Below are 21,673 nucleotides of genomic sequence, written 5' to 3'. Positions count from 1 at the left end.
GCTTCGTCAGGCCCTGCGACGGCGCCTGCTCAGCAGGACTCCGCCGGTGAGCACGGCCAGGAGTCCACCGATGAGGATGAGCACCGAAGGACCGCCGGCGTTGGGCAGTCGATCGTCGGACTTGTCCTCGTCATCGAGCAGCCCTCGGTCCGGGAAGGTGTTGGTCACCGTCACCGAGGCCTCCGGAGAGACCGTCACCTTGCCGTCTGGCTTGGCGTCGGAGTCGTCGAAAGCAACCTTGACACCGTCGGCGACGTCCTTCTCGGTCACCACGCAGTGAGCACCCAGCGGCACCGTGAAGCTCTTGCTCTGGTCCGCCTTCAGCGTGAAGGATGCCTCGTCATCGGCCAGCCCGACCGCACCCTGGCCCGTGGTGCAGGCGAGGGCGAAGTGGAACGGACCCCGCGTAGCGGTGGCGCCCTCGACCTTCTTCGTGACGGCGAGCTCGCCCGCGTCGAAGGTGTTGGTGACCAGCACCTGCGCGGCGCCGTCGCCGGGTACCACGGCCGGGCTGCCCTGATCGGACGCCGAGATCACGGTGTGGGTCGCGCCTCCGGCCTCCGGCTCGGCGACCCAGCACTCCGCACCGACCGGCAGCCCGTCGATCACGACGGTCTTCCCCGCCGTGACGGTGTGCTCCTGAGCAGCGAAGAGCTCGGTCCGCACGCCGTCCTGCGGCAGGACGCAGGTGACAGCGACCGTGTACTCACGGCCCTCGGCGAAGTGCGCCGCCGCACCGTCGACCTTCTTCGTCACCTCGAGCGAACCCAGGTCGAAGGTGTTGGTGACGACCAGCTGCAGAGCCTGCAGCTCCTGCGGCGTACCGGCAGTCACCTCGACGGCGTTGTCGAACGAGTCTGCGTTCGTCGACACCGAGGTGGCACCACCCGTCTCCGTCTCCTGCGCCCAGCACCGAGCACCCAGCGGCAGCAGCACGGGCTCGCCGTCCGGGTGGGTCAGGGCGAACTTCTCTCCGCCACGGATCCGGATCTCGGCGCTGTGCACCACCTGCTCCGCCGTACCGACGGCGCAGGTGACGTCGACGGCGAAGGTCGCGTCGGTGGCCCATGCACGGTCGGCACCGTCACCCGCGAGGAGCTTCTCCAGCGCCACGGGGCCCGCGGAGAACTCGTTGGTGAAGGTGGCGACGACCGTGTTGTCCTCGTCGTTCTCCACGATCTGGACCGTGACCGGCTGCGGGGTCTCGTCGGCCCCGCCGTCGTCGGTCTCCGTCACCGTGCACGACGCCCCGATCGGAAGCAGCGCATCGACGGCAGCGGTCAGCTCGGTGGCGTCACCCGTGCGGCGCACCACGGTGGTGAACGGTCCGAACTCGCGCCCCTCGAAGGTGCAGGCGGTGGTGAACTCGAACGGGCCTGCGGCCAGCTCGGTGCCGGCACCGCTGAGCAGCTTCTTGATCCGGAGCGTGCCGCGGTCGAAGGTGTTGGTGACCGTGATGGTCAGCTCCTCCTGCGTTCCCGCGACGATCCGCACGCCGGCCGACGGGTCGACCTCGGTGCGGGTGGCGCCGCCGTCCTCGAGCTCGGTCGCCGTGCACAGGGAGCCGACCGGCGCCTCCAGGCGCTGACGTCCGCTTCCGGTGATCGTCACGACCCGCGGGAAGCCGGCAGCGGTGACGCCGTCCATCGTGCACTGCACCTGGATCCGGTAGTCGGCCGCGCCGCCGAAGTCGGCTGCCTCCCCTTCGACCTTCTTCACCACGGCGAGGTCCGCGAGCGGGAAGGAGTTCGTCACCGTGACGAGCTTCGTCGCGACCGCACCCAGCGACGGCTGGATGGTGACCTTGGCAGGCGCCTCGACGGGGTAGTTGCTCACACCACCGTGGGCCTCGGTCTCCCAGACCTCGCACTCCGCACCCGCCGGGAGGCCGGTAACGCTCTGCGAACTTCCGCCGGGCACCTGGAGGGTGCCGTCCGCCACCACGAACGGGTCGGCGTTGCCGACCGGGTCGACCGTGCAGCGGTAGGCCATCTCGTAGGTCAGGTCCTCCACCGGAAGCTTGCCGGGGTTCGCCGCGATCTCCTTGGCGACCTCGAGTACGCCGTACGCCTGGGCGACGCCGACCTTGATCGGCTCGGTGGGCGGCAGCGTGCGACTTCCACCGCCGGCACGCCGGGTGATCTCGGCATGGCCGAAGGAGTTCCAGGCCACCGTGGGGTCAGCGACCTGCGTGACCTCGAGCGGCGCCCGCATGGTGAAGCCGAGCGTCACGCCGTCACCCGGCGCCAGGGGCTGGTCCCACTTCACCCGCATCTGCATGCCGACCGCGTCCGGACCGAAGGCGGCGCCCCAGGTCCCTGCGGCGCAGTCTGCCCCCATCCGCAGATCGTCGGTGCACAGCTCCGCCTCGGAGTCGGCGTAGAGCGTGGTCAGCACGCCCGCACCGTTGAGTCGCGGCTCACTGGCCAGCACCGGCCTGCTGTCCCATTCGGTACGGCGGTCGGTCTGGTCCAGCACCACGCCCTTGTCGCCCTTGATCGGGAACCGGTCGATGATCCGCATGTCGGTAGCCGGCTCGGTACCGGCGTTGACCATGCTGAGCAGGTAGTCGAACTCGTCTCCCGGGTTCACCAGTGCCACACACGGGTGGGCGGTGAAGGCGACTCCGTTCTCGCGGCGCACGGGGCAGCTCGCGTCGCCGGCCGGCACCGCGCTCTCGGTGCGCGTGTCGTACCAGCCGAGCTCGGGCGTGCCAGCGACCCACTTGCGAGCCTGGAAGGCGGCTCCCGCCTTGGTGGTGACTACGGCGTCGTCGGTGCACCACAGGCCGTCGCCCAGCTCACCGTCGGCCTGCCCGGGTCCGGTGCAGACCAACTGGTCGTGGTCGGCGGTGGCACCCATCAGGTTGGTGTGCTTGTCACCTTCGCGAACTCCGGGCGCCAGCGTGGCCTCGATCTCGATGAAGAACCGCGCCCCGGGCCGGAAGACCCAGTCGCCGAACTCCCAGGTGAGCCCGACGACGCGATCGCCGTCACGCTGCAGGGTGAAGGTCGGCGCCGGCACCGGCGCGGTTCCCGCCGGCACCTCGGTGTCGACGATCCGGAAGGGCTGACCGTCGTCGCCGTCGAACTCCTCGTTGAACGCGAGGCCCTCCGGGAGCAGGTCGCGGACGACCAGCCGGGGCAGGTTGGCGGTGCCGTTGTTGGTCACCTCGAGCCGGAACGGTGCGGTCTCCCCGGGGCTGATCGCGGTGTTGGGGGTCTTGTCCACGTCCAGCTTGGCGTTGCCGGGGACGAACTCCAGCGTGGCGTCGTTCGGCTCCGCCTCGCGCAGCTCGCCCTCGGGGTCGAGCGGGCTCTCGACGCCACCCTCGACGGTGTTCTCGAGTTCGGTCGGGATCGCGGTGGTCGGTGCGGAGCGCAGTGTCTCGCGGGGGTGCACCTCCAGCTTCACCGTGCCTTCGCACTGGCCGCTGACGTAGGCCTTGTCGCACGGACGCAGCCGGTAGTCGCCCGAGCTGTGGAAGAAGGTGACACGGACGCCGGTCACGGCGGCGGCGTTCACGCCCGTCGGGAGCGGGTACGTCGCGTCGTCGGCCAACTTGGCGCGTGCGGCCCCCTCGACCCAGGTACCGTCCACGAGCGTGTCGATCCGCACCCGGTCAGCACCGAGCGGGAAGCGCAGCGAGTGGACACGACCGAGGTCGACGGCGTCGAAGAAGTCGGCGTCGTCGTCGGTCAGCACCAGGCGCCGGGCGTTGACGTTGCCCGTGTTGACCATGGTCAGCTCGACCTGCGCGGTCTGCTTGCCCACGCCGGGGATCTGCTCGACCAGCGCCTTGGTCGGCGTGATCTGCTTGTTGAGCGACGAGGTGCTGCTGGCCGGCTTCACCGTCAGGTCCGGGGAGCAGACCGGGTCTCCGTCAGGCAGGTTGTCGGCGTCGACGACGAAGCAGTTGGAGAAGGTGAGTTCGGTGTCGTCGATCTCGTCGCGGCGCTCGGTCACCAGGTCGAGGTAGACCGTCTTGGTCGGGGTGAGGGCGCCGTCCACGAGCGCGCGGACACCGGTCGCCCGCGTCAGCAGGTCGGCGTCGCCGGCCGCGTAGGCGACCCAGGCGTCAGTCGCCGGGTCGAAGACCTCGATCGCGACCGCGGGCGTTCCGCTGTCCTTGCGGACGGTCGCGGAGACCAGTCGGAGCACGGCGAAGGGGTTGCTGCCGGTGCGGGGCTTCCCGTCGGCGTCGACCGGCGGGTCGGAGAGGATCGGGTCGACCAGCGGCAGGTTGCCGTTGTTGCGCAGCCGCAGGGTGAAGGGGATCGGCTGGTCGGCCGGGATCTCCCCCTGGCCCACCGTCTTGACGCCCTCGCCGGTGATCCGCTCGCGCTCGACCTGCAAGGTGGCGGTACCGACACCGACCGCGGTGCCCGTGCCGTTGACCGTGGTCTGGCCCTTGGCGCTGGTGCCAGCGGCGTTCACGACGCCCGGCGAGGTGCCGTTGGGCAGGTCGGCATCGGTGACGTCGTCCGTCAGGTTGCCATGCAGGTCCAGCCCGGCCGTCGCGCCGACCGCGATCGTCGCCTTGCCGTCGGCGTCCTTGCCTGTGTAGACGACCTCGATCTTGACGACCTGCGTCCCTGGACGCTCGACGTCGACGGTGGTGCCGGTGTCGTGATCGGTCGTGGCGACATGGCCGTCGTCGTAGGTGACCACCAGGCGGGCGTTCGTCGCACCACTCGGCAGCCGCAGCCGCACCTTCTTGGTGTCGAGCTTGTCGAACTCCGCCCCCGCCGTACCGGGGTCAGGCTCGACGATCCGGATCTCCTGCAGGGCGAAGGGCGAGTTGTTCTTGACCTCTACCTTGGCGCTCACGGGTGAGCGATGACCGACGACGGCGTACTCACCGTTCTCCCGGTTGAAGTTGCCGTCGGTGTCGGCGAAGAACGACTTGGTCGTGCCGATGACCACCGTGTCGGGAAGGATGTCGTAGTTGGCGTGCACAGGGTCGCCCTCGGTGACCTCGCCGTCCTCGACGACACCGGGTACCGCGGTGTTGCGAACCGTCTGCTTGGCGCTCGGCGCCAGGTCCTCACCGGTGGAGCGCACCTGCTGGCGCAGGACCATGTCGGCCTCGACCGTTCCGCCCGTGGCGTCGTAGGGGAGGGAGGAGCCGTCGGCGGCGAAGAAGCGCACCCGGAAGCCGGTCACGTCCTCGACGCTGATGCCTGCGGGGAGGGAGAGCGCGCCCAGGTCGGAGGTGGCCGCCCCCGCCACGTAGTCGCCGTCGGCGCAGTCGGAGAGGGCCTCGGTGCAGACCAGCAGCTGCGCCCGGTCGGCGCCTCGGGGCCAGCGGGTGACTCGGACCTCGGTCAGGTCGAAGTGCTCGAACGTGGCGCGGGCGGCGTCCGTGACGACCAGCTCGTCGACGTGGACGGTGCTGGTCGACCCGTTCCGGATGCCCAGGTTGATCGTGGACTCCTCGTCGCTGCGGGCCACCGCCGCACCGTCGGTCCAGCTCTTGGTGGCGACCGGAACGACCTTGCGCGGGATCGTCACCTCGACGTCGGCCGAGTCCTCGACCCGTGGTGCGTTGTCCGCGTCGGTGGAGGCCGTGTTGCGGATCGTCGTACCGGCCGGGAGCGGGGTGTCGGCGGGAAGCCGCATCCCGATCTCGATCGCGACCTGGCGCCCGTCGTTGAGACCGGTCGCGCCGACCGGGGCCTGCAGCGCCTCGGTGAAGGTGATGGTGAGCGTGCGCGTGGCGCCGTCGTAGGCGACGGTGCGCGTGTTGGTGGTCGTCGGCAGGCTCGTCACATCGAGACCCTCGGGAAGCACGTCGACGATCTGCTGGTTCACGCACCCCGCTTCGAGGCCCGAGCAGCGAGCGACGACCGTGTAGAGGAACTCCTGTCCCGGCTCCAGCGTGCCGCCGGCCAGGTTGGTCTCCTTGGTGATCCCGACCTGGGAGGTCGGCACCGCATCGGCACGCGCTCCCTTCGGGCGCGCGGGGTCGCTGGAGGGCGACTCCTGGTCAGCGGGTCCCGAGTCGTCCGTCTGCTCGGTGTCGACCGGGGCCGACGAGGGCGTGGTGGTCGGCTCGTCCCCGGAAGGCGCGCTGAGCGCCTGCCCGCTGGACGGAATCAGCACGATGGTCAGACTCACAAGCAGTACGACGACGGCATGCAGCCCTCGCCACAATCTGGCACGCAACAACCTCAACACCTTCTGGCTTCGACAGAACGGGAGCCACCCTCCCCAAGGCAGCGACACCCAGGCAGGGCGTCATAGAGGAGACGGGGGCGCGCGGTTCCGTGACGCGACGAAAGGGGTGAAAGGGTGGGTGATCGTGGCGCATGACCTGAGCCACAGGCTCCTGAGGTCAGCCCTGCAGCTGCTCGAGCTTGGTGATCGCCTCGGCACGGTTGCGCACGCCCAGCTTGCGATAGGCCGAGGAGAGCTGCGACTTGACGGTGTCGACCGAGACGTAGGAGGCCTGAGCTATCTGGGGTCGTGACATCCCTTGCGCCAACAGTCGCAAGACCCTGGTCTCCGCCTCGCTCAGCGGTGAGCTCAGGACGGTCACGATCTTGATCCTGAAGATGCCCCGGTCATCGACCAGATGCCGTGCGCGCATGCCGAGTTCGGTGCCGCTCAGCTGATCGAGGCTGTCGTCGGTGAGCAGACTGAGCACGCCCAGCGTGCCGCGCTCGAAGGCCTCGGCCAGGGCGGCCTGGATCACCAGGCGGCCATCCTCCTGGCGTCCGCTATACAGCAGTCCCTGTCCGCGCAGAAGGGTGAGCCCGAGTCGAGTCCGCGTCGGTAGGTCCGCGGCATGCTCGACCATGTCACGCAGGGTCACTTGAGCAAACTGTCCAGTGGTCAGCAAGCGGACCCGACTCGCCAGCAGCGCAACGGCGTCGGACCTGGGCGTCCGGTCGGCTGTCGCCTCGCCCAGTGGTGAGCACATCAGGTAGGCATCGTTGAGCATCCGGCTCAACCAGCCGTCCGCCTCGGGCGGCGGAAGCCCCGCGGCCGCCATCTCGTCGCACAGGCCGCGCGCCTGGGCGTGACGTCCGGTGAGACACAGGTGCCGGACCTGCGCCTGCAGGGCCGGGCCCCAGAACTCCAGTTGCGCGAACGGCGAGGGTGAGGCGCGCCGCATCTGCTCGGCCAGCTCCAGATCGAGGGTATCCACCGCGCAGATGTAGCGGGCCAACCAGATGCTGTCGTCGATCAGCTTCTCGACCCAGCTCGCCGTCCTCGGCGCCTGGTCTGCCCGGGCAAGCCACACCTCGGCCTCCTGGGGCTCGCCGGCGACCGCGTGCACGAGGGCGAGCTTCGCCGCTGCCTCGCGTTCGACGAAGGGGAATCGTGCGGGGCGGTGGAGCCCGACCACCTCCCGCAGGAGGGTCCGGGCGCCGGTGAGGTCGCCGGCCAGGAACGCAGTGATGCCGGCCTGCACCAGCCACATGCCGACGCCGCCCTCGGTGGTGTCGACCACCGGGCCGCGCAGGCGGCGTACGTCGTCGGCGATCGCCCACACCATCTCCATGGCCGCCGCGGGCTTGCCGGCCAGCCGCAGGTCCGCGATCTGCTGGGCGATGACGGTGAGCCGCTGCTCCGGACGCGCGCCGGCAGGCGGCTCCTGGACCCCGGCGCCGGTGCCGCTCCCCACCAGCTCCTGAAGGTACGCGGCGTCGCCCAGGGTCGCGGAGGGATCCGGAATGGTGCCCAGCAGCGCCTTGAGGTCGGTCGGATCGATCGCGTACCAGATCTCGCCCCAATGCTCATCGAGCACCGCCAGGGCCTCCTGACGAGCACCGGAGTCGAGCAGTCGCATGAACGCGGTCGTCCCCGGGGTGGCCACGTAGCGGACCTGAGCCGGATCGATGGACATGCGTGCTCTCTCCTCATCACTTCGCCCGCACCTCGACGGGGCTCCCCGAGATACGACGCACTGGTGCGACGGCGCAGCACGCCGGCTATGACGCGGCAGCGACGACCGAACACCAAGAATGTGACCGATCTCTCGCCCGGAGGCGACGCTCAGGCGCGGAGCGCGTGCACCATCAGGGAGGCGAGCTCGGCATAGGCCTCCGCGTCGCTGAGCTCGAGGCGGGAGAACATCTCGCCACGTTGGATCTCGAACATCGTCGCGGCGACCATCTCGGCAGCGAAGGCCGCATGCACCTCGCGAAAGGCGCCCGCATCGATCCCGTCGGCGATCAGTCCCCGGATGCGGTCGGCGGCGGCGACGGTGTTGCGTCGGTAGACCTCGGCCGCCTGTGTGTGCTCGGAGAGGTCGTCCATGAACGCCCGCGAGAGCGGGCGCAGGTAGTCGCCGACCGCGGTCAGGTAGGCGACCACCCGCCCCTGCGGGTCGTCCGCCGCGGCGACGGCCGCCTCGACGGCGGGGACCGAGGCGCGGAAGTACTGCTTGACGACCTCGACCACCAGCTCCTGCTTCGATCCGGCCAACGTGTAGAGGGACGTCTTCGAGCAGCGCATCCGCTCGACCAGGTCGTCGAGGGTGAAGCCGGCGAAGCCCTCGGCGGCGAAGAGCGCAACCAGCCGGTTGAGGAGATCCTCCTGCCGCACGGTACGACGACGCGTGCGCGTCGCCGTACCGCTGCGGGCGGCGGGCGTCACGACGACGCGACCTGTGCGGCGCGCTCGCGACGCAGCTCGAAGCGCTGGATCTTCCCCGACGGCGTCTTGGGCAGGCTCGCGACGAAGTGGATCTCGCGCGGGTAGAGGTGCGCGGCAAGCTTGGTCTTGACGCGTTGCTTGAGCTCCTCGGCCAGCTCGACCGACGGCTCGGTTCCGGGCGCGAGCACCACGAACGCCTCGACGACCTCGCCGCGCAGGGCATCGGGCACGCCCACCACGGCGGCCTCGGCGACGCGCGGGTCGCCGACCAGCACGCTCTCGACCTCGAAGGGGCCGATGCGGTAGCCGGCCATGATGATCACGTCGTCGTCGCGGGCCGAGAAGTAGAGGAAGCCGTCGTCGTCCATCTGGCCGGCGTCTCCGGTGTAGTACCAGCGACCATCGGCGCTGAACCGCTCGGCGGTCTTCTCCGGAGCATCGACGTAGCCGGTGAACCACATGAGCGGGCTGCCTGCCAGGTCGATCACGACGCGACCCAGCTCGCCGGCATCCGCGACCTCGTCGGCGTCGTCCTTGAGCACGGTCGCAGCCCAGCCCGGCATCGCGCGACCCATGGAACCGTGCCGCACCTCGGCAGCGATCTCGGGATGCCAGCCGTTGACGATCGACATCCCCAGCTCGGTCTGACCGTAGGTGTCGTGGATCTCCGAGCCGAGCACCTCGGCTCCCCACTGGACGACATCCGGATTGAGCGGCTCGCCGGCCGAGGAGGCGCGGCGCAGCGCGATGCCCGCCGGCGCCGGGGTCGTGGCCGACCGGAGCGAGCGGTAGACCGTCGGCGCGGCGGCCAGGTTGGTGACGCCGAGATCCTGGATCACCTTCCAGGTGGTCTCCGGCGTGAACCCGGCCTGCAGCAGGATGTTGCGGCGTCCGAGCGCCAGCGGCGCCGCGATGCCGTAGTAGAGGCCGTAGGCCCAGCCTGGGTCGGCGGCGTTCCAGTAGACGTCCTCCGCGGTGACGTCGAGTCCGTACTCGAGGTAGATCACGAAGGCCGCCAGCGCCTTGACCGGGATCGGCACGCCCTTGGGCGTCCCGGTGGTGCCGGAGGTGAACAGCCGCACCAACTCGTCGGAACCGGCCCGGACCACCGCGGGAGCAGACGCCGGGTCGGCAGCAGCCAGCAGCTCGGAGAGCGCCAGGTCGCCCTCGGCCACGGCGTCACCAGCCACCACGATGCGACGCGACGGGTCAGCGGGGAGGTCCTCGGACGGGTCGAGCTTGCTGCGCTGCCCCGGGTCGACCACGACCACGCGGGCATCGGAGCCAGCGAGGCGAAGACCGATGGCGGGGGGCGCGAACGCGGTGAAGAGCGGCACATGGACGGCGCCGGCACGCCAGATCCCGAGCACCGTGGTGACGAAGTCGGCCGACTTCCCCATCAGCGTGGCCACCCGGTCGCCGGGCCGCACGCCGAGCTCGGTCAGCACCGCCGCCATCCGCCGCGAGCTCTCCCCGAGGTCGCCGTAGCTGAGGTCGACGGTCGAGAGGTCGGGCTGCACGACCGTGAAGCCGACGGCGTCGGCCGGGTGCCGGTCGCAGAGCTCGCGACCGAGATCGACCTCGGTCGCGTCGAAGACGCTCAACAGCTCGGCTACACGCTGGTCAGGGGTCATCAGGCACTCCTGCGATACTCAAAGCAGTACTGTGGACCTAAGTACAGTATCATTCAATGACGCCCGCCACACCGTCGAGGGAGATCCGATGCCTGCTCGCCGCGTACTGCCCACCGAGGAAGCCACCGACCTGCTGCTCCTCGTCCGCGACCTCGCCACCAAGGAGCTGCTGCCCCGCGCCGCAGAGGCGGAAGCCACCGAGACCTTCCCCCGCGATGTCTTCAGGATGCTCGGCGAGGTCGGCATCCTCGGCCTCCCCTACCCCGAGGAGTACGGCGGCGGCGGGCAGCCCTACGAGGTCTACCTCCAGGTGCTGGAGGAGATCGCCGCCGTCTGGTCCAGCGTCGGCGTAGGGGTGAGCGTGCACGGGCTCTCCGCCTTCGGCCTCTTCACCCGTGGCACGGAGGAGCAGAAGCAACGCTGGCTCCCCGAGATGCTCGGCGGTGACCTGCTCGGCGCCTACGCGCTCTCCGAGGCGCACGCCGGCTCCGACCCCGCAGCCATGCGTACGACGGCCCGTCGGGAAGGCGACGAATACGTGCTCAACGGCGCCAAGGCCTGGATCACCCACGGAGGTCACGCCGACTACTACAAGCTGATGGCTCGCACCGCCGAGGGCAAGGACGGGATCTCCTGCTTCCTCATCCCCGCCGACACACCAGGCCTGGTCGCCGACACCCCGGAGCGGAAGATGGGCCTGACCGGATCGACGACCACCGCGATCCTGCTCGACGACGTGCGCATCCCCGTGGAACGGCGTCTCGGCGCGGAGGGCGAGGGACTGAGGATCGCGCTCGCCGGGCTCGACGCCGGCCGCCTCGGCATCGCCGCGGTCGCCACCGGCCTCGCCCAGGGAGCACTGGACCACGCCCTCGCCTACGCCAAGGAGCGCACGGCCTTCGGCAAGCGGATCGTCGATCACCAGGGCCTGCAGTTCGTCCTCGCCGACATGGAGGCCGCTGTCCAGACGTCGCGGGCGATGCTCCTGCACGCCGCGCGTCTCAAGGATCAGGGGCTGCCCTACGGCAAGGAGGCGAGCATTGCGAAAATGGTCGCCACCGACAACGCCATGAAGGTCACCACGGACGCCGTCCAGGTGCTGGGTGGCTACGGCTACACGAAGGACTTCCCGGTCGAGCGCTTCATGCGCGAGGCCAAGGTCATGCAGATCTTCGAGGGAACCAACCAGATCCAGCGCATGGTGATCGGGCGCGCGCTGGACACGAACAACGACGGACTCATCGTCAAGGAGCAGAACTGATGCAGTTGGAGAACACCGCCGCCATCGTGACCGGAGGCGCCTCCGGTCTGGGTGCCGCAACGGCGCAGGCACTGGCGGACCGCGGTGCGGCCGTCTACGCCTTCGACCTGGCCGGGGCGATCGAGCAGGCCGAGCAGCTCAAGGGCGTCACCTACGTGCCGGTCGACGTCACCGACCCCGAGCAGGTCCAGGCCGCAGTCGACACCGCGGCCAGCGGCCTCGAGCCGCTGCGGACGGTCGTCAACTGCGCGGGCATCGCCCCCTCGGCCCGGATCCTCTCCAAGAAGGGCGTGCACGACCTGGCGCTCTACGCCAAGGTGGTCCAGGTCAACCTGATCGGCACCTTCAACGTGATGGCGCTGGCGGCCGAGAAGATCGCCGCCACCGAGGCCCTCGACCACGGCCAGCGCGGAGTCGTCATCAACACCGCCTCCGTGGCGGCGTACGAGGGGCAGATCGGGCAGGCCGCCTACGCCTCCTCCAAGGGAGGCGTCGTCGGCCTCAACCTGCCCGCCGCGCGCGACCTCGCGCAGTACGGCATCCGGGTCAACACCATTGCTCCCGGGATCGTCGAGACCCCGATGCTGGCCACCGTCTCGGAGGAGTTCCGCGCCGGACTGGCTGCCGGAGTGCCGTTCCCACAGCGCCTGGGTCGCCCGGACGAGTACGCCCAGCTCGCCCTCTTCCTGATCACGCACGACTATCTCAACGGCGAGGTCGTGCGCATGGACGGAGCCCTGCGGATGGCCCCGCGCTGATCGAGCCTGTCCCCCGGTGATCGAGCCTGTCCCCGGTGATCGAGCCTGTCGAGATCCCCGCAGGCTCGATCACCCTGGCGGGAGCACTCCCCCACCTCCCGGGCGATCGAACTAGGGTCGCCGGGTGAGTGATCCGACCTTTGCCGAGCTCGTCGCCGCCCGCGAGTACGACGACACTCCGGCCGTGATCTTCGAGGGCCGCTCGTGGAGCTGGCGCGAAGCCGTGACGGAAGCGCGGCGGCGGGTGGCCCTGGTCTGGCCGCACCGACCGGCCGCCGGCGAACCGTGGCACATCGGGCTCTTCCTGGAGAACACCGCGGAGCACGTCTTCTGGTGGCTTGCGGCCGCCCTCGACGGGGCGACTGCCGTCGGTCTCAACCCGACCCGGCGCGGCCCCGACCTGCAGCGCGACATCACCTTCACCGACTGCCGCATCGTCGTGGTCGACTCGGCCCGACGCCCGCTGCTCCCGGAGACCGGTCTGCCCCTCGTCGAGGTCGACGCGGTCGGATACGACTCAGGACTCGCGGCACTGCCACCGGCGGCGACGGGCACACCAACCTCCTCCGACCTGCTCTCGCTGGTCTTCACCAGCGGCACGACCAGCGCGCCCAAGGCAGTCATCTGCACCCAGGGACGGATGGGCCGGATCGCCGGGCAGCAGGTGGAGCGCCGCGGCCTCACCGCGGCCGACACCTTCTATGTCGTGATGCCGCTCTTCCACTCCAACGCGGTGATGGCCGGCCTCGCTCCGGCCGTAGCAACCGGCGCGACCCTGGTGGTGCGACGTCGGTTCTCCGCCTCGAACTGGCTGAGCGACGTGCGCAAGCACGGCGTGACCTTCTTCAACTACGTCGGCAAGCCGCTCAACTACATCCTCGCGACTCCGGAGCGTCCCGACGATGCGGAGAACCCGCTGCGCATCGCCTTCGGCAACGAGGCGTCCGAGCGGGACATCGCCCGCTTCGCGGAGCGCTTCGGCTGCACCGTCATCGACTCGTTCGGATCGAGCGAAGGCGAGATCCAGATCGTGCGCACCCCGGATACGCCCAGCGGCGCGCTCGGTCGCTCTCTCCAGCCGGGTGTCGTCGTGCTGGATCCCGAAACGCTGCAGGAGTGCCCGCCGGCAGCATTCGACGAGCAGGGCCGCCTGACCAACGGCGACGTGGCGATCGGCGAGATCGTCAACCGCGACGGCGCCGCACTCTTCGAGGGCTACTGGCGCAACCCCGAGGCGGAGCAGCAGCGGCTGCGCCACGGCTGGACCTGGTCCGGCGACCTTGCCTATCGCGACGAGGCCGGCTTCTTCTACTTCGCCGGCCGGACTGGAGACTGGCTACGGGTGGACGGCGAGAACCTCGCCGCGGCACCGATCGAACGGCTGCTGCTGCGCTACCCCGGCTTCGGGGGCGTCGCCGTCGTCGCCACGCCGGACCCGGCCGTGGGTGACCAGGTGCTCGCCGTCGTCGAGCTCAGCGAGCCCTTCGACCCCGAGGGGTTCCGGACGTTTCTGGACGCGCAGCCCGACCTCGGCACGAAGTGGGCCCCCGCCTTCATCAAGGTCACCGAGGAGCTGCCCCGGACTCCCTCCAACAAGGTGATCAAGCGCCAGGTCGACCGCGGCCTCGCCTCACCGCTCGGGGTCTGGGAGCGGCACGGCTCGACGTACCGGCTTCGCGAGGCTCCACCGCGCTGAGCGACGGGAACGGGCCCCGAAGCAACGCTTCGGAGCCCGTTCGCATGCAGGTCAGACCGTAGGGCCCGTCACTTCGCCTTCTTGGCGGCGACCTTCGCGAGCTTGTTGATCTTCTTGCTCGAGACCTTGCTCTTGTCGCTGACCAGCACCACGGCGATCCGCTTGCCCTGGCGAATGGTGACCGAGTGGGCGTAGCCCTTCTGCTCGTACGGGGTGCCGGCGAGCACGACCGTCACCTGCTGGACGGCGATGCGGTCCTGGCCGACCTTGGGCGAGGACACCTTCTTCAGGGTGACCTTGGCGCTGGTCGTGGGCTCGGTGAAGCTCTTGCACTTCTTCACGAACTTCTTGTACTTCGACAGGTGCGACTTCGCCTGGGCTACGGACTTGAACTCGGCGACACTCGCGGTGGCGGAGATGCCGGCGTCGGCCGCCCCGGAGATGCTCGCTGCCGACTTCACCTTCTGGGCGGTGTAGGTGCCGCAGGTCTTGCCGGGAACGTTCACGGCCTTGCCCTTGCCCGAGGCGAACTGGCCGGACTTGAGTGCCGAGAACGCCTTGGTGATGTCTGCCTTGCTGGGCACGTCCTTGGCGGTCACCTTCGCCTGGGCAGCCGGGGTGGCACCGAAGGTCAGGCCGACGACGAGCAGACCGGCGGCAGCAGCGGAGAGGCGGGTGTGGTTCATGCGGGGGTTCCCTCCGGGGAATCGTGGTTCAGGTCGAGACCGGCATACCCAGGTCGAGCCGATCCCAACCATCTCGGTTTGGTGATCCACCTGACCCCACGGGCCCCGGCTCACTTCATCTTCTTGGCGACGACCTTCACCAGCTTGCGGAACTTCGGAGCCGAGACCTTCGACCCGCGGGTCACCACCACGAGGGCCGTCCGCTTGCCCTGCCGCAGCACCGCCCACCGGAAGTACCGGGTCCCCATCTGCGAGCGATCGACCGTGCTGTAGCCGACCCGCTGGTCGCCGACCTTGGGAACCTTCAGCGGCCGCATCCGCGTGGTGATCACCGTGTCGTCGTACGCGCGGCACCGCTTGACGTAGCGCTTCACCTCGGCGAGGACCGCCTTCGCCTCCGACTTCTTGGCGAACTTCACGACCTGCACGCCACCGAGCGGGCCCGGGTAGGCGGCCTCGCCGACTCGGAGCAGTCCGCTGGTGCCGTACGCGCTCTCGTCGTACCCGCAGTCGGTTGAGGAGGGATACACGAAACCGGCGTCGGACGTCGTCGTGAAGGTGGCACCGGAGAGCGCCGGGACGACCTTGGCGAAGTCACGCTTGCCGGGCAGGTCCTTCTTGGCGACGGGAGCCGCCTGGGCACTGGGCAGCGCGGTGAGCAGGAGTGCAGCGATGCCGGCTGCGGCAGCGAGGCGGGTCCGCTTCATGAGAGGTCCTCCCGGAGTCGTCGGTCGGAGGCTCCCTACCCGCGTCCCGGTCTGCCCAACCCTGTGCCGCCACGCATCAACGCCGACAGCGGACGAAGATCACAACGCGCGGGCGGCGGCCGCCTTGATGAGCTTGCGGATCGGCCGGTCCGCTCCGAACCCGTTCCGGGAGCTCACCACACCCACGTGGACGACTCGCGCGCCGGACCTGGCCAGCCCGATCGTCGCCCACCCCTTCTCGCTGGGCGTGTGCATCCGGTAGCCGGTGCCCTCCTGCCCCACGGCAGGCACGTCGTACGCCGTCACCTCGGTCGCCCCCGACGGGGCATCGACCAGCGGACAGCGCTGCGGCAGGTCTCGCGCAGCGGCCACCGCCTTCTTGGCACGCTTGACCGTGGCGAAGTCCCAGACGTGCAGGTAGACGTAGGGCTTGGCCGCGGTGACGGCCATCGGACGCTTCGGGTCGTAGCCGGCGTACCACCCCTTGGCCCGATGGAGCTTGTCGGTGGCGCAGTCGGCACCGACAAGGAAGAGTCCCGGCGAGCGGTTCGTGTAGCGCGAGCCGTCGACCAGGTGAGGGTAGAGCTTCGCGACCCTCGCGTGTGAGAGCAGGTCCGACTTCACGACCATGCTGTTCGCCGCCCCCGCGGGCGCGAGGACCGAGGCCACCGTGAGAGCAGCAGCGAGCAGCAGCCGGTTCCTCACGGCGTGGAACCCAGCAGGTCCGCGAAGCGGGCGTTCATGTCGGCGACCGCGGCATCCGCCGCGGGACTGAACTTGCCCATGTCGAGGAAGCCGTGGATCAGGGAGTCGTGGTGAGAGCGCTCAACCCGCACGCCGGCGGACTCCAACGCGTCGGCGTAGGCAACGCCCTCGTCGCGCAGCGGGTCGAAGCCTGCGGTCACCACGACCGCCGGGGGCAGGCCAGCACGCACACCGTGCATCGGCGAGAGGCGCGGGTCGGTCGGCTCGACCTGGCCGGAGACGTAGTGGCCGAGGAACCAGAGCATCGTCTCGAGCTCGAGCATGTAGCCCTTGCCGTTCTCGATCCGCGAGGCGTAGTCACCGGCCTTGTCCACCGACGGGTAGATCAGCAGCTGCGCCATCACCTCGGGCACCTGCTGGGCGACGTACGCCGACAGGTTGCCGCCCGCGCTGTCACCGGCGACGCCGAAGCGGGAGTCGCCTCCGTAGGAGTCGAGGTCGGCGGCAACCTCCCGGGCGGCCGCCAGCGCGTCCTCGGTCGCCGCGGGGAAGACATGCTCGGGGGCGAGCCGGTAGTCGAGCGCGACCACCACGGCCCCCGTGTCCGTCGCGAGTCGGCGACAGGGCTGGTCGTGACTGTCGAGGTCACCGATCACCCATCCCCCACCATGCAGGAAGAGCACCGTGGGGCGCGGGCCCGCACCATCCGGCCGGTAGACCCGGGCCGGCCGCCCGGCGACCGTCGTCTCCTCGACCTGGCACGGGATGGGCCCACCGTCGACGACGCTGAGCGCGGCCAAGGTGTTGAAACCCAGGCGTGCGGTCTCCGGCGTGCCCTCATGGAGGGGTGGCTGGCCGGCGTCGGCCATGAACGTCAGCAGCCCGGCGATGCCCGTGTCGAGTGTCATGCCGGGAGAGTAGCGACTGGTCGCCCCGGCGGGTAGGGCTCCGCAGCGGTCAGCGTCAGGGTTCGACAAGAAGGCCCAGCGCTTCGGCGAGCGTGACCGCTTGGGCCACGTCGATCTTCGCGCCCCGCAGCTCGATGCTCTGCGGTCGGGCTACCGTGCCTGCGCTCAGCCATGCACCGACAGTAGGAGAGGGGCACGACACCAGCGCGTTTCACAGCCGACGCGTCGTCAGCGCAGGTAGCGGCGGACTCCGCGGAGCAGGCCGGCGGCGTACTTCCTGCGTCCCTCGGGTGAGCTCATCAGCCTCGCGTCGCCGTCGTCACGCATGTTGCCCAGCTCCACCATGATCGCCGGCCGCGGCGAGAGGTTGAGGGTGCCGAGATCGCTGCGGGTCACCAACCCGTCGTCCCCCGTGTAGGTCGAGCTCTCCAGTCCTACCGCGAGCAGGCCCGCTCGGACGTCCCGCGCCAACTGTGCCGAGCGGGGATCGTCCGGCCGCGAGATCACGTGGAACCCACGCGCGTCCGCTGCGAGGGAACCGTCGGCGTGCAGGGAGAGCAGCAGGTCACCGTGGCGGGCGGCCCGGCCGCGCTCGTCGATGCAGGGGCCCCAGTCCTCGCTCGAGTTGGTGGAGCGCGTCATCCGCGCCGTCGCGCCCCGACGCCGCAGCTCGCGGCGCAACAAGCGCGCGATCTCCCAGGTGAAGGTCGCCTCCGGATAGCCGGCATTGGTCGCCGTACCGGTCGTGTTGCACGCCTTGGCGAAGCCGCCGGCGTCGACGGGACGGTTGATCTCGCTCGCATGCGCTCCGTTGCCCAGCTGGTGCCCGGGGTCGATCACGATGGTGTGGCCGGCCAGGGGCAACCGTTCGGCGGGGGTGGAGGTCGAGGCCGGGCTGCTGCTGGGATGCTCCGGCTCCGGGGCGAGGCCGCTGCGCACCGGGCTCGCGCAGCCCGCCGCCAGCACCGCCGTGATGACGGCAACGACCCAACGCACCTGCTGTGCCCCCTCGCCCTCCGGCCGGCGATTCCACCGACGGCGTTCAGCCTAGGGGCGGTCGCACGCCGAGAGTCGACTACCCTCGACCCCCGGAGATCGTCGGACGGAGAGGAAACCCCACGTGAGCTGGTTGGTCACCGGAGGCGCTGGTTACATCGGCTCGCATGTGGTCCGGGCCCTGCGCGCGGCAGGCATGGACACCGTCGTCCTCGACGACCTCTCCACGGGATTCGCAGACTTCGTGCCCGACGAGGTGCCGTTCGTCGAGGGCTCGCTCCTCGACGCCGATCTCGTCGCCCGCACCCTGCGCGATCACTCCGTGCACGGCGTGATCCACATTGCCGGATTCAAGTACGCCGGCGTGTCGGTGCAACGTCCACTGCACACCTACGAGCAGAACGTGACCACCATGCTGGTGCTGCTGCGCGCCATGCGCGAGGCCGGCGTCGACAAGTTCGTCTTCTCCTCCAGCGCGGCCACCTACGGCACCCCCAGCGGCGACCAGGTCACCGAGCAGACCCCGACCAACCCCGAGTCGCCGTACGGCGAGACGAAGTTGATCGGCGAATGGCTGCTGCGGGACGAGGGCACCGCCCACGGCCTGGCCCACACGAGCCTGCGCTACTTCAACGTGGTGGGCAGCGGCGAGGAAGCGCTCTTCGACACCAGCCCGCACAACCTGTTCCCGTTGGTCTTCGACATGCTCTACCGCGGCGCCACGCCACGGATCAACGGCGACGACTACCCCACCCCCGACGGCACCTGCGTGCGCGACTACGTGCACGTCTCCGACCTCGCCGTCTCACACGTCGCGGCGGCACGACGACTCGACGCCGGCGAGCCCGTCGAGCGGGTCTACAACCTCGGCTCCGGGTCGGGCAGCTCGGTGCGGCAGATCATGGACACGATCCGTGAGGTCACCGGGATCGACTTCACCCCCGAGATCCATCCCCGTCGGGCCGGCGATCCGGCGCGTATCGTCGCCGACGGCGACCTCGCCGCCCGCGATCTCGACTGGAAGATGCGCCATTCACTGCAGGAGATGGTCGCCAGCGCCTGGTCGGCACGGCAGGCCGCTGGGGACGCCTACCCTGCCTGACGCCGACAGAGCGGCTCCTCCGAGAGGCCGCTTCCGTCCATGCCCGCGGCACTCACCCTGTGCAGATCCCGCGTTCCTCTCTACACTCCGGTGCGGGGAGGGGGAGGGTGGAAGTTAGGTAGCCGTGGCCGAAGACCGCACGACCCCAGGGGCCGACCCTGTGGCTCGCAACGCTTCGGAGCCAGTTCTCGAGGAGGCACCGCGCTTGGCTGAAGGGATTCCGGTCCGCGTCCGCCGACGTCGTCGGCGACGGACACGCTGGGAGAAGACGAAGGATTGGGTGGCCGAGCACAAGGCTCTCAGCATCCTCGTCGGCGCCGTGATCGTCGTCGTCCTCGCCCTCCTAGCGTGGCTCTGGTACCTCAACTCGCAGCTTGGAGGCGTGACCCGGTTCCCGCTCGACGCCGACAACCGGCCGGCGCGGGTCCCAGGCGACCAGCTGAACATCCTCGTTCTCGGCGTCGACGACCTGGACTATCAGCGCGATGTCGGCCCCGACGTCTACAAGATGCTCGAGAGCGGCACCTGGCAGAAGGGTGCCTTCCGTAGCGACACCATGATGCTCGTGCACCTGGAGGCGGGCAGGCGCCAGGCCCAGGTCGTCTCGATCCCCCGAGACAGCTATGTCGACATCCCGGGCAACGGGCGCTCGAAGATCAACGCCGCCTTCTCCTGGGGCGGACCGAGCCTCGCAGTCGAGACGGTGGAGCAGAACTTCGACGTCTTCATCGACCATGTGGTGGTCGTCGACTTCGGAGGCTTCGTGGACGTGACCGACACCGTCGGCGGCGTCGACGTCTACTTCCCCGAAGAGTCCAAGGCCGACACCAGAGGACGCACCTGGTCTGCCGGCTACCACCGGCTCAACGGCGTCGACGCGCTCTTCTACGCCCGCCAGCGCTATGACCTGCCCCGGGGCGACTTCGACCGCATCCATCGGCAGCAGAACTTCCTCCGCGCCCTCCTCGACCGGGTCGTCGACCGCGGCACCGTGTTCAACCCGGTCCGGATCACCCGACTGGCCGGCCAGCTCTCAGAGCTCGTCGCCGTCGATGACTCGATGACCAACAGCAAGCTCCGCAGCCTGGCGCTCGATGCCCGGCACCTGCGCAGCAATGCGATCCGCTTCGTCACCATCCCCAACTCCGGCTCGGCCACCATCGACGGCGCCAGCATCGTGAAGGTCAAGCTGGCGCAGGCTCGGACGATGATCGACGCCATCGAGCACGACCAGTTCGAGAGCTGGTACGCCAAGAACGAGATCGACGAGCTCCCGGTCGCAACAGAGGTCGACTAGCGAACAGCTCGCCTTTTCGTCGTGGGTGGAGAGGTCCACACGTTCAGGTCGTGAACCTTCAAGCGCCCGTGTCCCAGTGACTGGCGTCGATGGCGAGGGGGCTGGGGTAGAGGTCGACGCCTGGGGGTGCGTCGCGGATTGCTTCGGCGTGGGGGTAGGGGATGGGTCGGGTGCCGTGGTGGTCGACCAGGTAGCTGCGCTGGTGCCGGGTGGTGAGGATGTAGCGTCCGGCGCCTGCTTGTCGGACTCGGATGCCGGAGAAGGTCTTGTGGCGGTGGTGTCGGCGTCCGAGTGGTCCGGAGTTGTCGGTGCCGGTCCACCCGGCCGGGCGGCTGCCGGTCGCGTTGTCTCGGCCACCAGCGACGGGGGCGGCTTGCCGGTCCCCGGCTGCGGGCTCGCCTGGGCCCTCGAGTGCCGCCGAGGGACGAGGGGGTGTGTCGAGACGCGGTGAGTCGGTGCTGGGACTGGCCCCTGACCCCGGTGACCCAGGCGGCCGGGGTCGCGTGCCACCACCACCGTCGTCGTCGGGTGGCCCGGTGTCGTCGGGATCTTCCGGCGGGCCGGTGTCGTTGTCGGGTGGTCGGGGGTCGCGTGGTCGGGGGTCGCTGGGCCAGGGGGTGATGTGGTCGTAGTCGACGTGGCGGCTGGTGGAGGTGGCCCAGGGCCAGTAGTCACCGCCGGTGATCAGGTAGACCCGCTCCTTCAACGCCTCCGGGTGCTCATAGGCCGTGGCACGGATGCGTTGGTGGAGGTCGATGACCGGCTTGATGCTCACCTTCGCCCCCACCAGTAGCCCCTGCAACTGGGTCAGGGTTTGGGGGCACAGTCCTTCGACCCGAGCCACGCCGGGGGTGCCGTGCAGGGCCGCTTCGTGCAGGTGCACATACAACGTCCGTTGCGGCGCCAGCACCGACCAATCCACGCCCTGCAGCCGGTCGAGCAGATCAGCGGGGAACGCCACCGCCCGCGACATCCCACCCCACGCCCCGACACCGACACCGGGCTCCCGGCCGATATCCGGCTCGTCCGGCCCCTGTCGTGTCTCCGGCTCCTGTCGCTCATCCTTGCTGCTCGGGGCGTCGGTGTAGCTGACCTCATCCAGGTCGGTGAGCTCGGTGAGCTCTCCGAGGCGGTGCTTGTCGGGGTCGTCAGGGTTGTGGGAGTCGTTGTGGGTCGGTTCCGCAGGCTCGTCGGTGTCTCTGGGCCAGTCGGTGTCTCTGGGCCAGTCGGGGTCCTCGCCGGAACTGTTGGGGCCACCCGGACCGTCCTCCGGCTGCGGCGGCTGCTGGTCGCCTCCTTGGTTCCAGGGGTCGACA

14 protein-coding genes and 1 pseudogene are annotated in these 21,673 nt (G+C 69.8%); 5 read left to right on the top strand and 10 right to left on the bottom strand.

All coding sequences use genetic code 11. The features are described from left to right. Positions 1-6: 6 nt before the first annotated feature. The 4 genes from DNK54_RS20125 to DNK54_RS20110 all read right to left on the bottom strand — a co-directional run bounded on the left by DNK54_RS20125 (position 7) and on the right by DNK54_RS20110 (position 10,241). On the bottom strand, positions 7-6,105 hold the full coding sequence (locus DNK54_RS20125; protein WP_162602571.1) for a DUF5979 domain-containing protein: 6,099 nt from the start codon (positions 6,103-6,105) through the stop codon (positions 7-9). A gap of 232 nt (positions 6,106-6,337) precedes the next feature. After that, a complete protein-coding gene (locus tag DNK54_RS20120; RefSeq protein WP_110208809.1) occupies positions 6,338-7,855 on the bottom strand; it encodes a helix-turn-helix transcriptional regulator in 1,518 nt (505 codons plus the stop codon). 149 nt (positions 7,856-8,004) lie between these two features. Then, positions 8,005-8,607 (bottom strand): TetR/AcrR family transcriptional regulator, encoded by a 603-nt coding sequence (locus tag DNK54_RS20115; RefSeq protein ID WP_110208808.1) that lies wholly within the window; start codon positions 8,605-8,607, stop codon positions 8,005-8,007. Continuing rightward, positions 8,604-10,241 carry an AMP-binding protein gene (locus DNK54_RS20110; protein ID WP_110208807.1) on the bottom strand — a complete coding sequence of 546 codons (1,638 nt, stop codon included), beginning with the start codon at positions 10,239-10,241 and terminating at the stop codon, positions 8,604-8,606. The genes DNK54_RS20115 and DNK54_RS20110 overlap by 4 nt, the downstream gene beginning before the upstream one ends. Before the next feature lie 88 nt (positions 10,242-10,329). On the opposite strand from DNK54_RS20110, the gene DNK54_RS20105 reads away from it, so the two are divergent. The 3 genes from DNK54_RS20105 (at position 10,330) to DNK54_RS20095 (ending at position 13,956) form a co-directional block, all read left to right on the top strand. Further along, positions 10,330-11,502 (top strand): acyl-CoA dehydrogenase family protein, encoded by a 1,173-nt coding sequence (locus DNK54_RS20105; RefSeq protein WP_110208806.1) that lies wholly within the window; start codon positions 10,330-10,332, stop codon positions 11,500-11,502. Beyond that, entirely contained in the window at positions 11,502-12,260 is a 759-nt protein-coding gene (locus tag DNK54_RS20100; RefSeq protein WP_110208805.1) for an SDR family NAD(P)-dependent oxidoreductase, read from the top strand. Before DNK54_RS20105 ends, DNK54_RS20100 begins: the two co-directional genes overlap by 1 nt. 124 nt (positions 12,261-12,384) lie before the next feature. Beyond that, positions 12,385-13,956, top strand: coding sequence for an AMP-binding protein (locus DNK54_RS20095; protein ID WP_110208804.1), 1,572 nt, complete (start codon positions 12,385-12,387; stop codon positions 13,954-13,956). Positions 13,957-14,024: 68 nt separating this feature from the next. Here the strand turns inward: DNK54_RS20095 and DNK54_RS20090 are convergent, their stop codons facing one another. The 5 genes from DNK54_RS20090 to DNK54_RS20070 form a co-directional block, all read right to left on the bottom strand. Continuing rightward, positions 14,025-14,642, bottom strand: coding sequence for a hypothetical protein (locus DNK54_RS20090; protein ID WP_110208803.1), 618 nt, complete (start codon positions 14,640-14,642; stop codon positions 14,025-14,027). A 110-nt stretch (positions 14,643-14,752) separates the two neighbouring features. Then, positions 14,753-15,349 carry a hypothetical protein gene (locus DNK54_RS20085; RefSeq protein ID WP_110208802.1) on the bottom strand — a complete coding sequence of 199 codons (597 nt, stop codon included), beginning with the start codon at positions 15,347-15,349 and terminating at the stop codon, positions 14,753-14,755. Between the two features lie 99 nt (positions 15,350-15,448). Beyond that, positions 15,449-16,054, bottom strand: coding sequence for a hypothetical protein (locus tag DNK54_RS20080; RefSeq protein WP_110208801.1), 606 nt, complete (start codon positions 16,052-16,054; stop codon positions 15,449-15,451). Further along, complete coding sequence (locus DNK54_RS20075; RefSeq protein WP_110208800.1) at positions 16,051-16,962, bottom strand: alpha/beta hydrolase; 912 nt, start codon at positions 16,960-16,962, stop codon at positions 16,051-16,053. Before DNK54_RS20075 ends, DNK54_RS20080 begins: the two co-directional genes overlap by 4 nt. A 228-nt stretch (positions 16,963-17,190) precedes the next feature. Further along, positions 17,191-17,958: an N-acetylmuramoyl-L-alanine amidase family protein gene (locus DNK54_RS20070; protein WP_110208799.1), complete on the bottom strand. Its 768-nt coding sequence runs from the start codon at positions 17,956-17,958 to the stop codon at positions 17,191-17,193. 124 nt (positions 17,959-18,082) lie between these two features. Here DNK54_RS20070 and galE point away from each other — a divergent pair, with 124 nt between their 5' ends. Next, a complete protein-coding gene (gene galE / locus DNK54_RS20065; protein ID WP_110208798.1) occupies positions 18,083-19,060 on the top strand; it encodes a UDP-glucose 4-epimerase GalE in 978 nt (325 codons plus the stop codon). Positions 19,061-19,340: 280 nt separating this feature from the next. After that, positions 19,341-20,357 carry an LCP family protein gene (locus tag DNK54_RS20060; protein ID WP_110208797.1) on the top strand — a complete coding sequence of 339 codons (1,017 nt, stop codon included), beginning with the start codon at positions 19,341-19,343 and terminating at the stop codon, positions 20,355-20,357. 58 nt (positions 20,358-20,415) lie between these two features. On the opposite strand, the pseudogene DNK54_RS20055 reads toward DNK54_RS20060, so the two are convergent. Continuing rightward, positions 20,416-21,673, bottom strand: a pseudogene (locus DNK54_RS20055) (hypothetical protein); the annotation flags it as partial.

This window comes from Nocardioides daejeonensis, from assembly GCF_003194585.1.
Classification (GTDB): domain Bacteria; phylum Actinomycetota; class Actinomycetes; order Propionibacteriales; family Nocardioidaceae; genus Nocardioides; species Nocardioides daejeonensis.
Note: the sequence above shows the minus strand (reverse complement) of the source record. Positions and strands in the feature narration are given on the sequence as shown.

Excerpts from the sequence above, each read along its gene's own strand:
- DNK54_RS20090 (WP_110208803.1), bottom strand. The coding sequence starts at position 14,642 with ATGAACCACACCCGCCTCTCCGCTGCTGCCGCCGGTCTGCTCGTCGTC.
- DNK54_RS20075 (WP_110208800.1), bottom strand. The coding sequence starts at position 16,962 with ATGACACTCGACACGGGCATCGCCGGGCTGCTGACGTTCATGGCCGAC.
- DNK54_RS20100 (WP_110208805.1), top strand. The coding sequence starts at position 11,502 with ATGCAGTTGGAGAACACCGCCGCCATCGTGACCGGAGGCGCCTCCGGT.
- DNK54_RS20085 (WP_110208802.1), bottom strand. The coding sequence starts at position 15,349 with ATGAAGCGGACCCGCCTCGCTGCCGCAGCCGGCATCGCTGCACTCCTG.
- DNK54_RS20110 (WP_110208807.1), bottom strand. The coding sequence starts at position 10,241 with ATGACCCCTGACCAGCGTGTAGCCGAGCTGTTGAGCGTCTTCGACGCG.
- DNK54_RS20105 (WP_110208806.1), top strand. The coding sequence starts at position 10,330 with ATGCCTGCTCGCCGCGTACTGCCCACCGAGGAAGCCACCGACCTGCTG.
- DNK54_RS20120 (WP_110208809.1), bottom strand. The coding sequence starts at position 7,855 with ATGTCCATCGATCCGGCTCAGGTCCGCTACGTGGCCACCCCGGGGACG.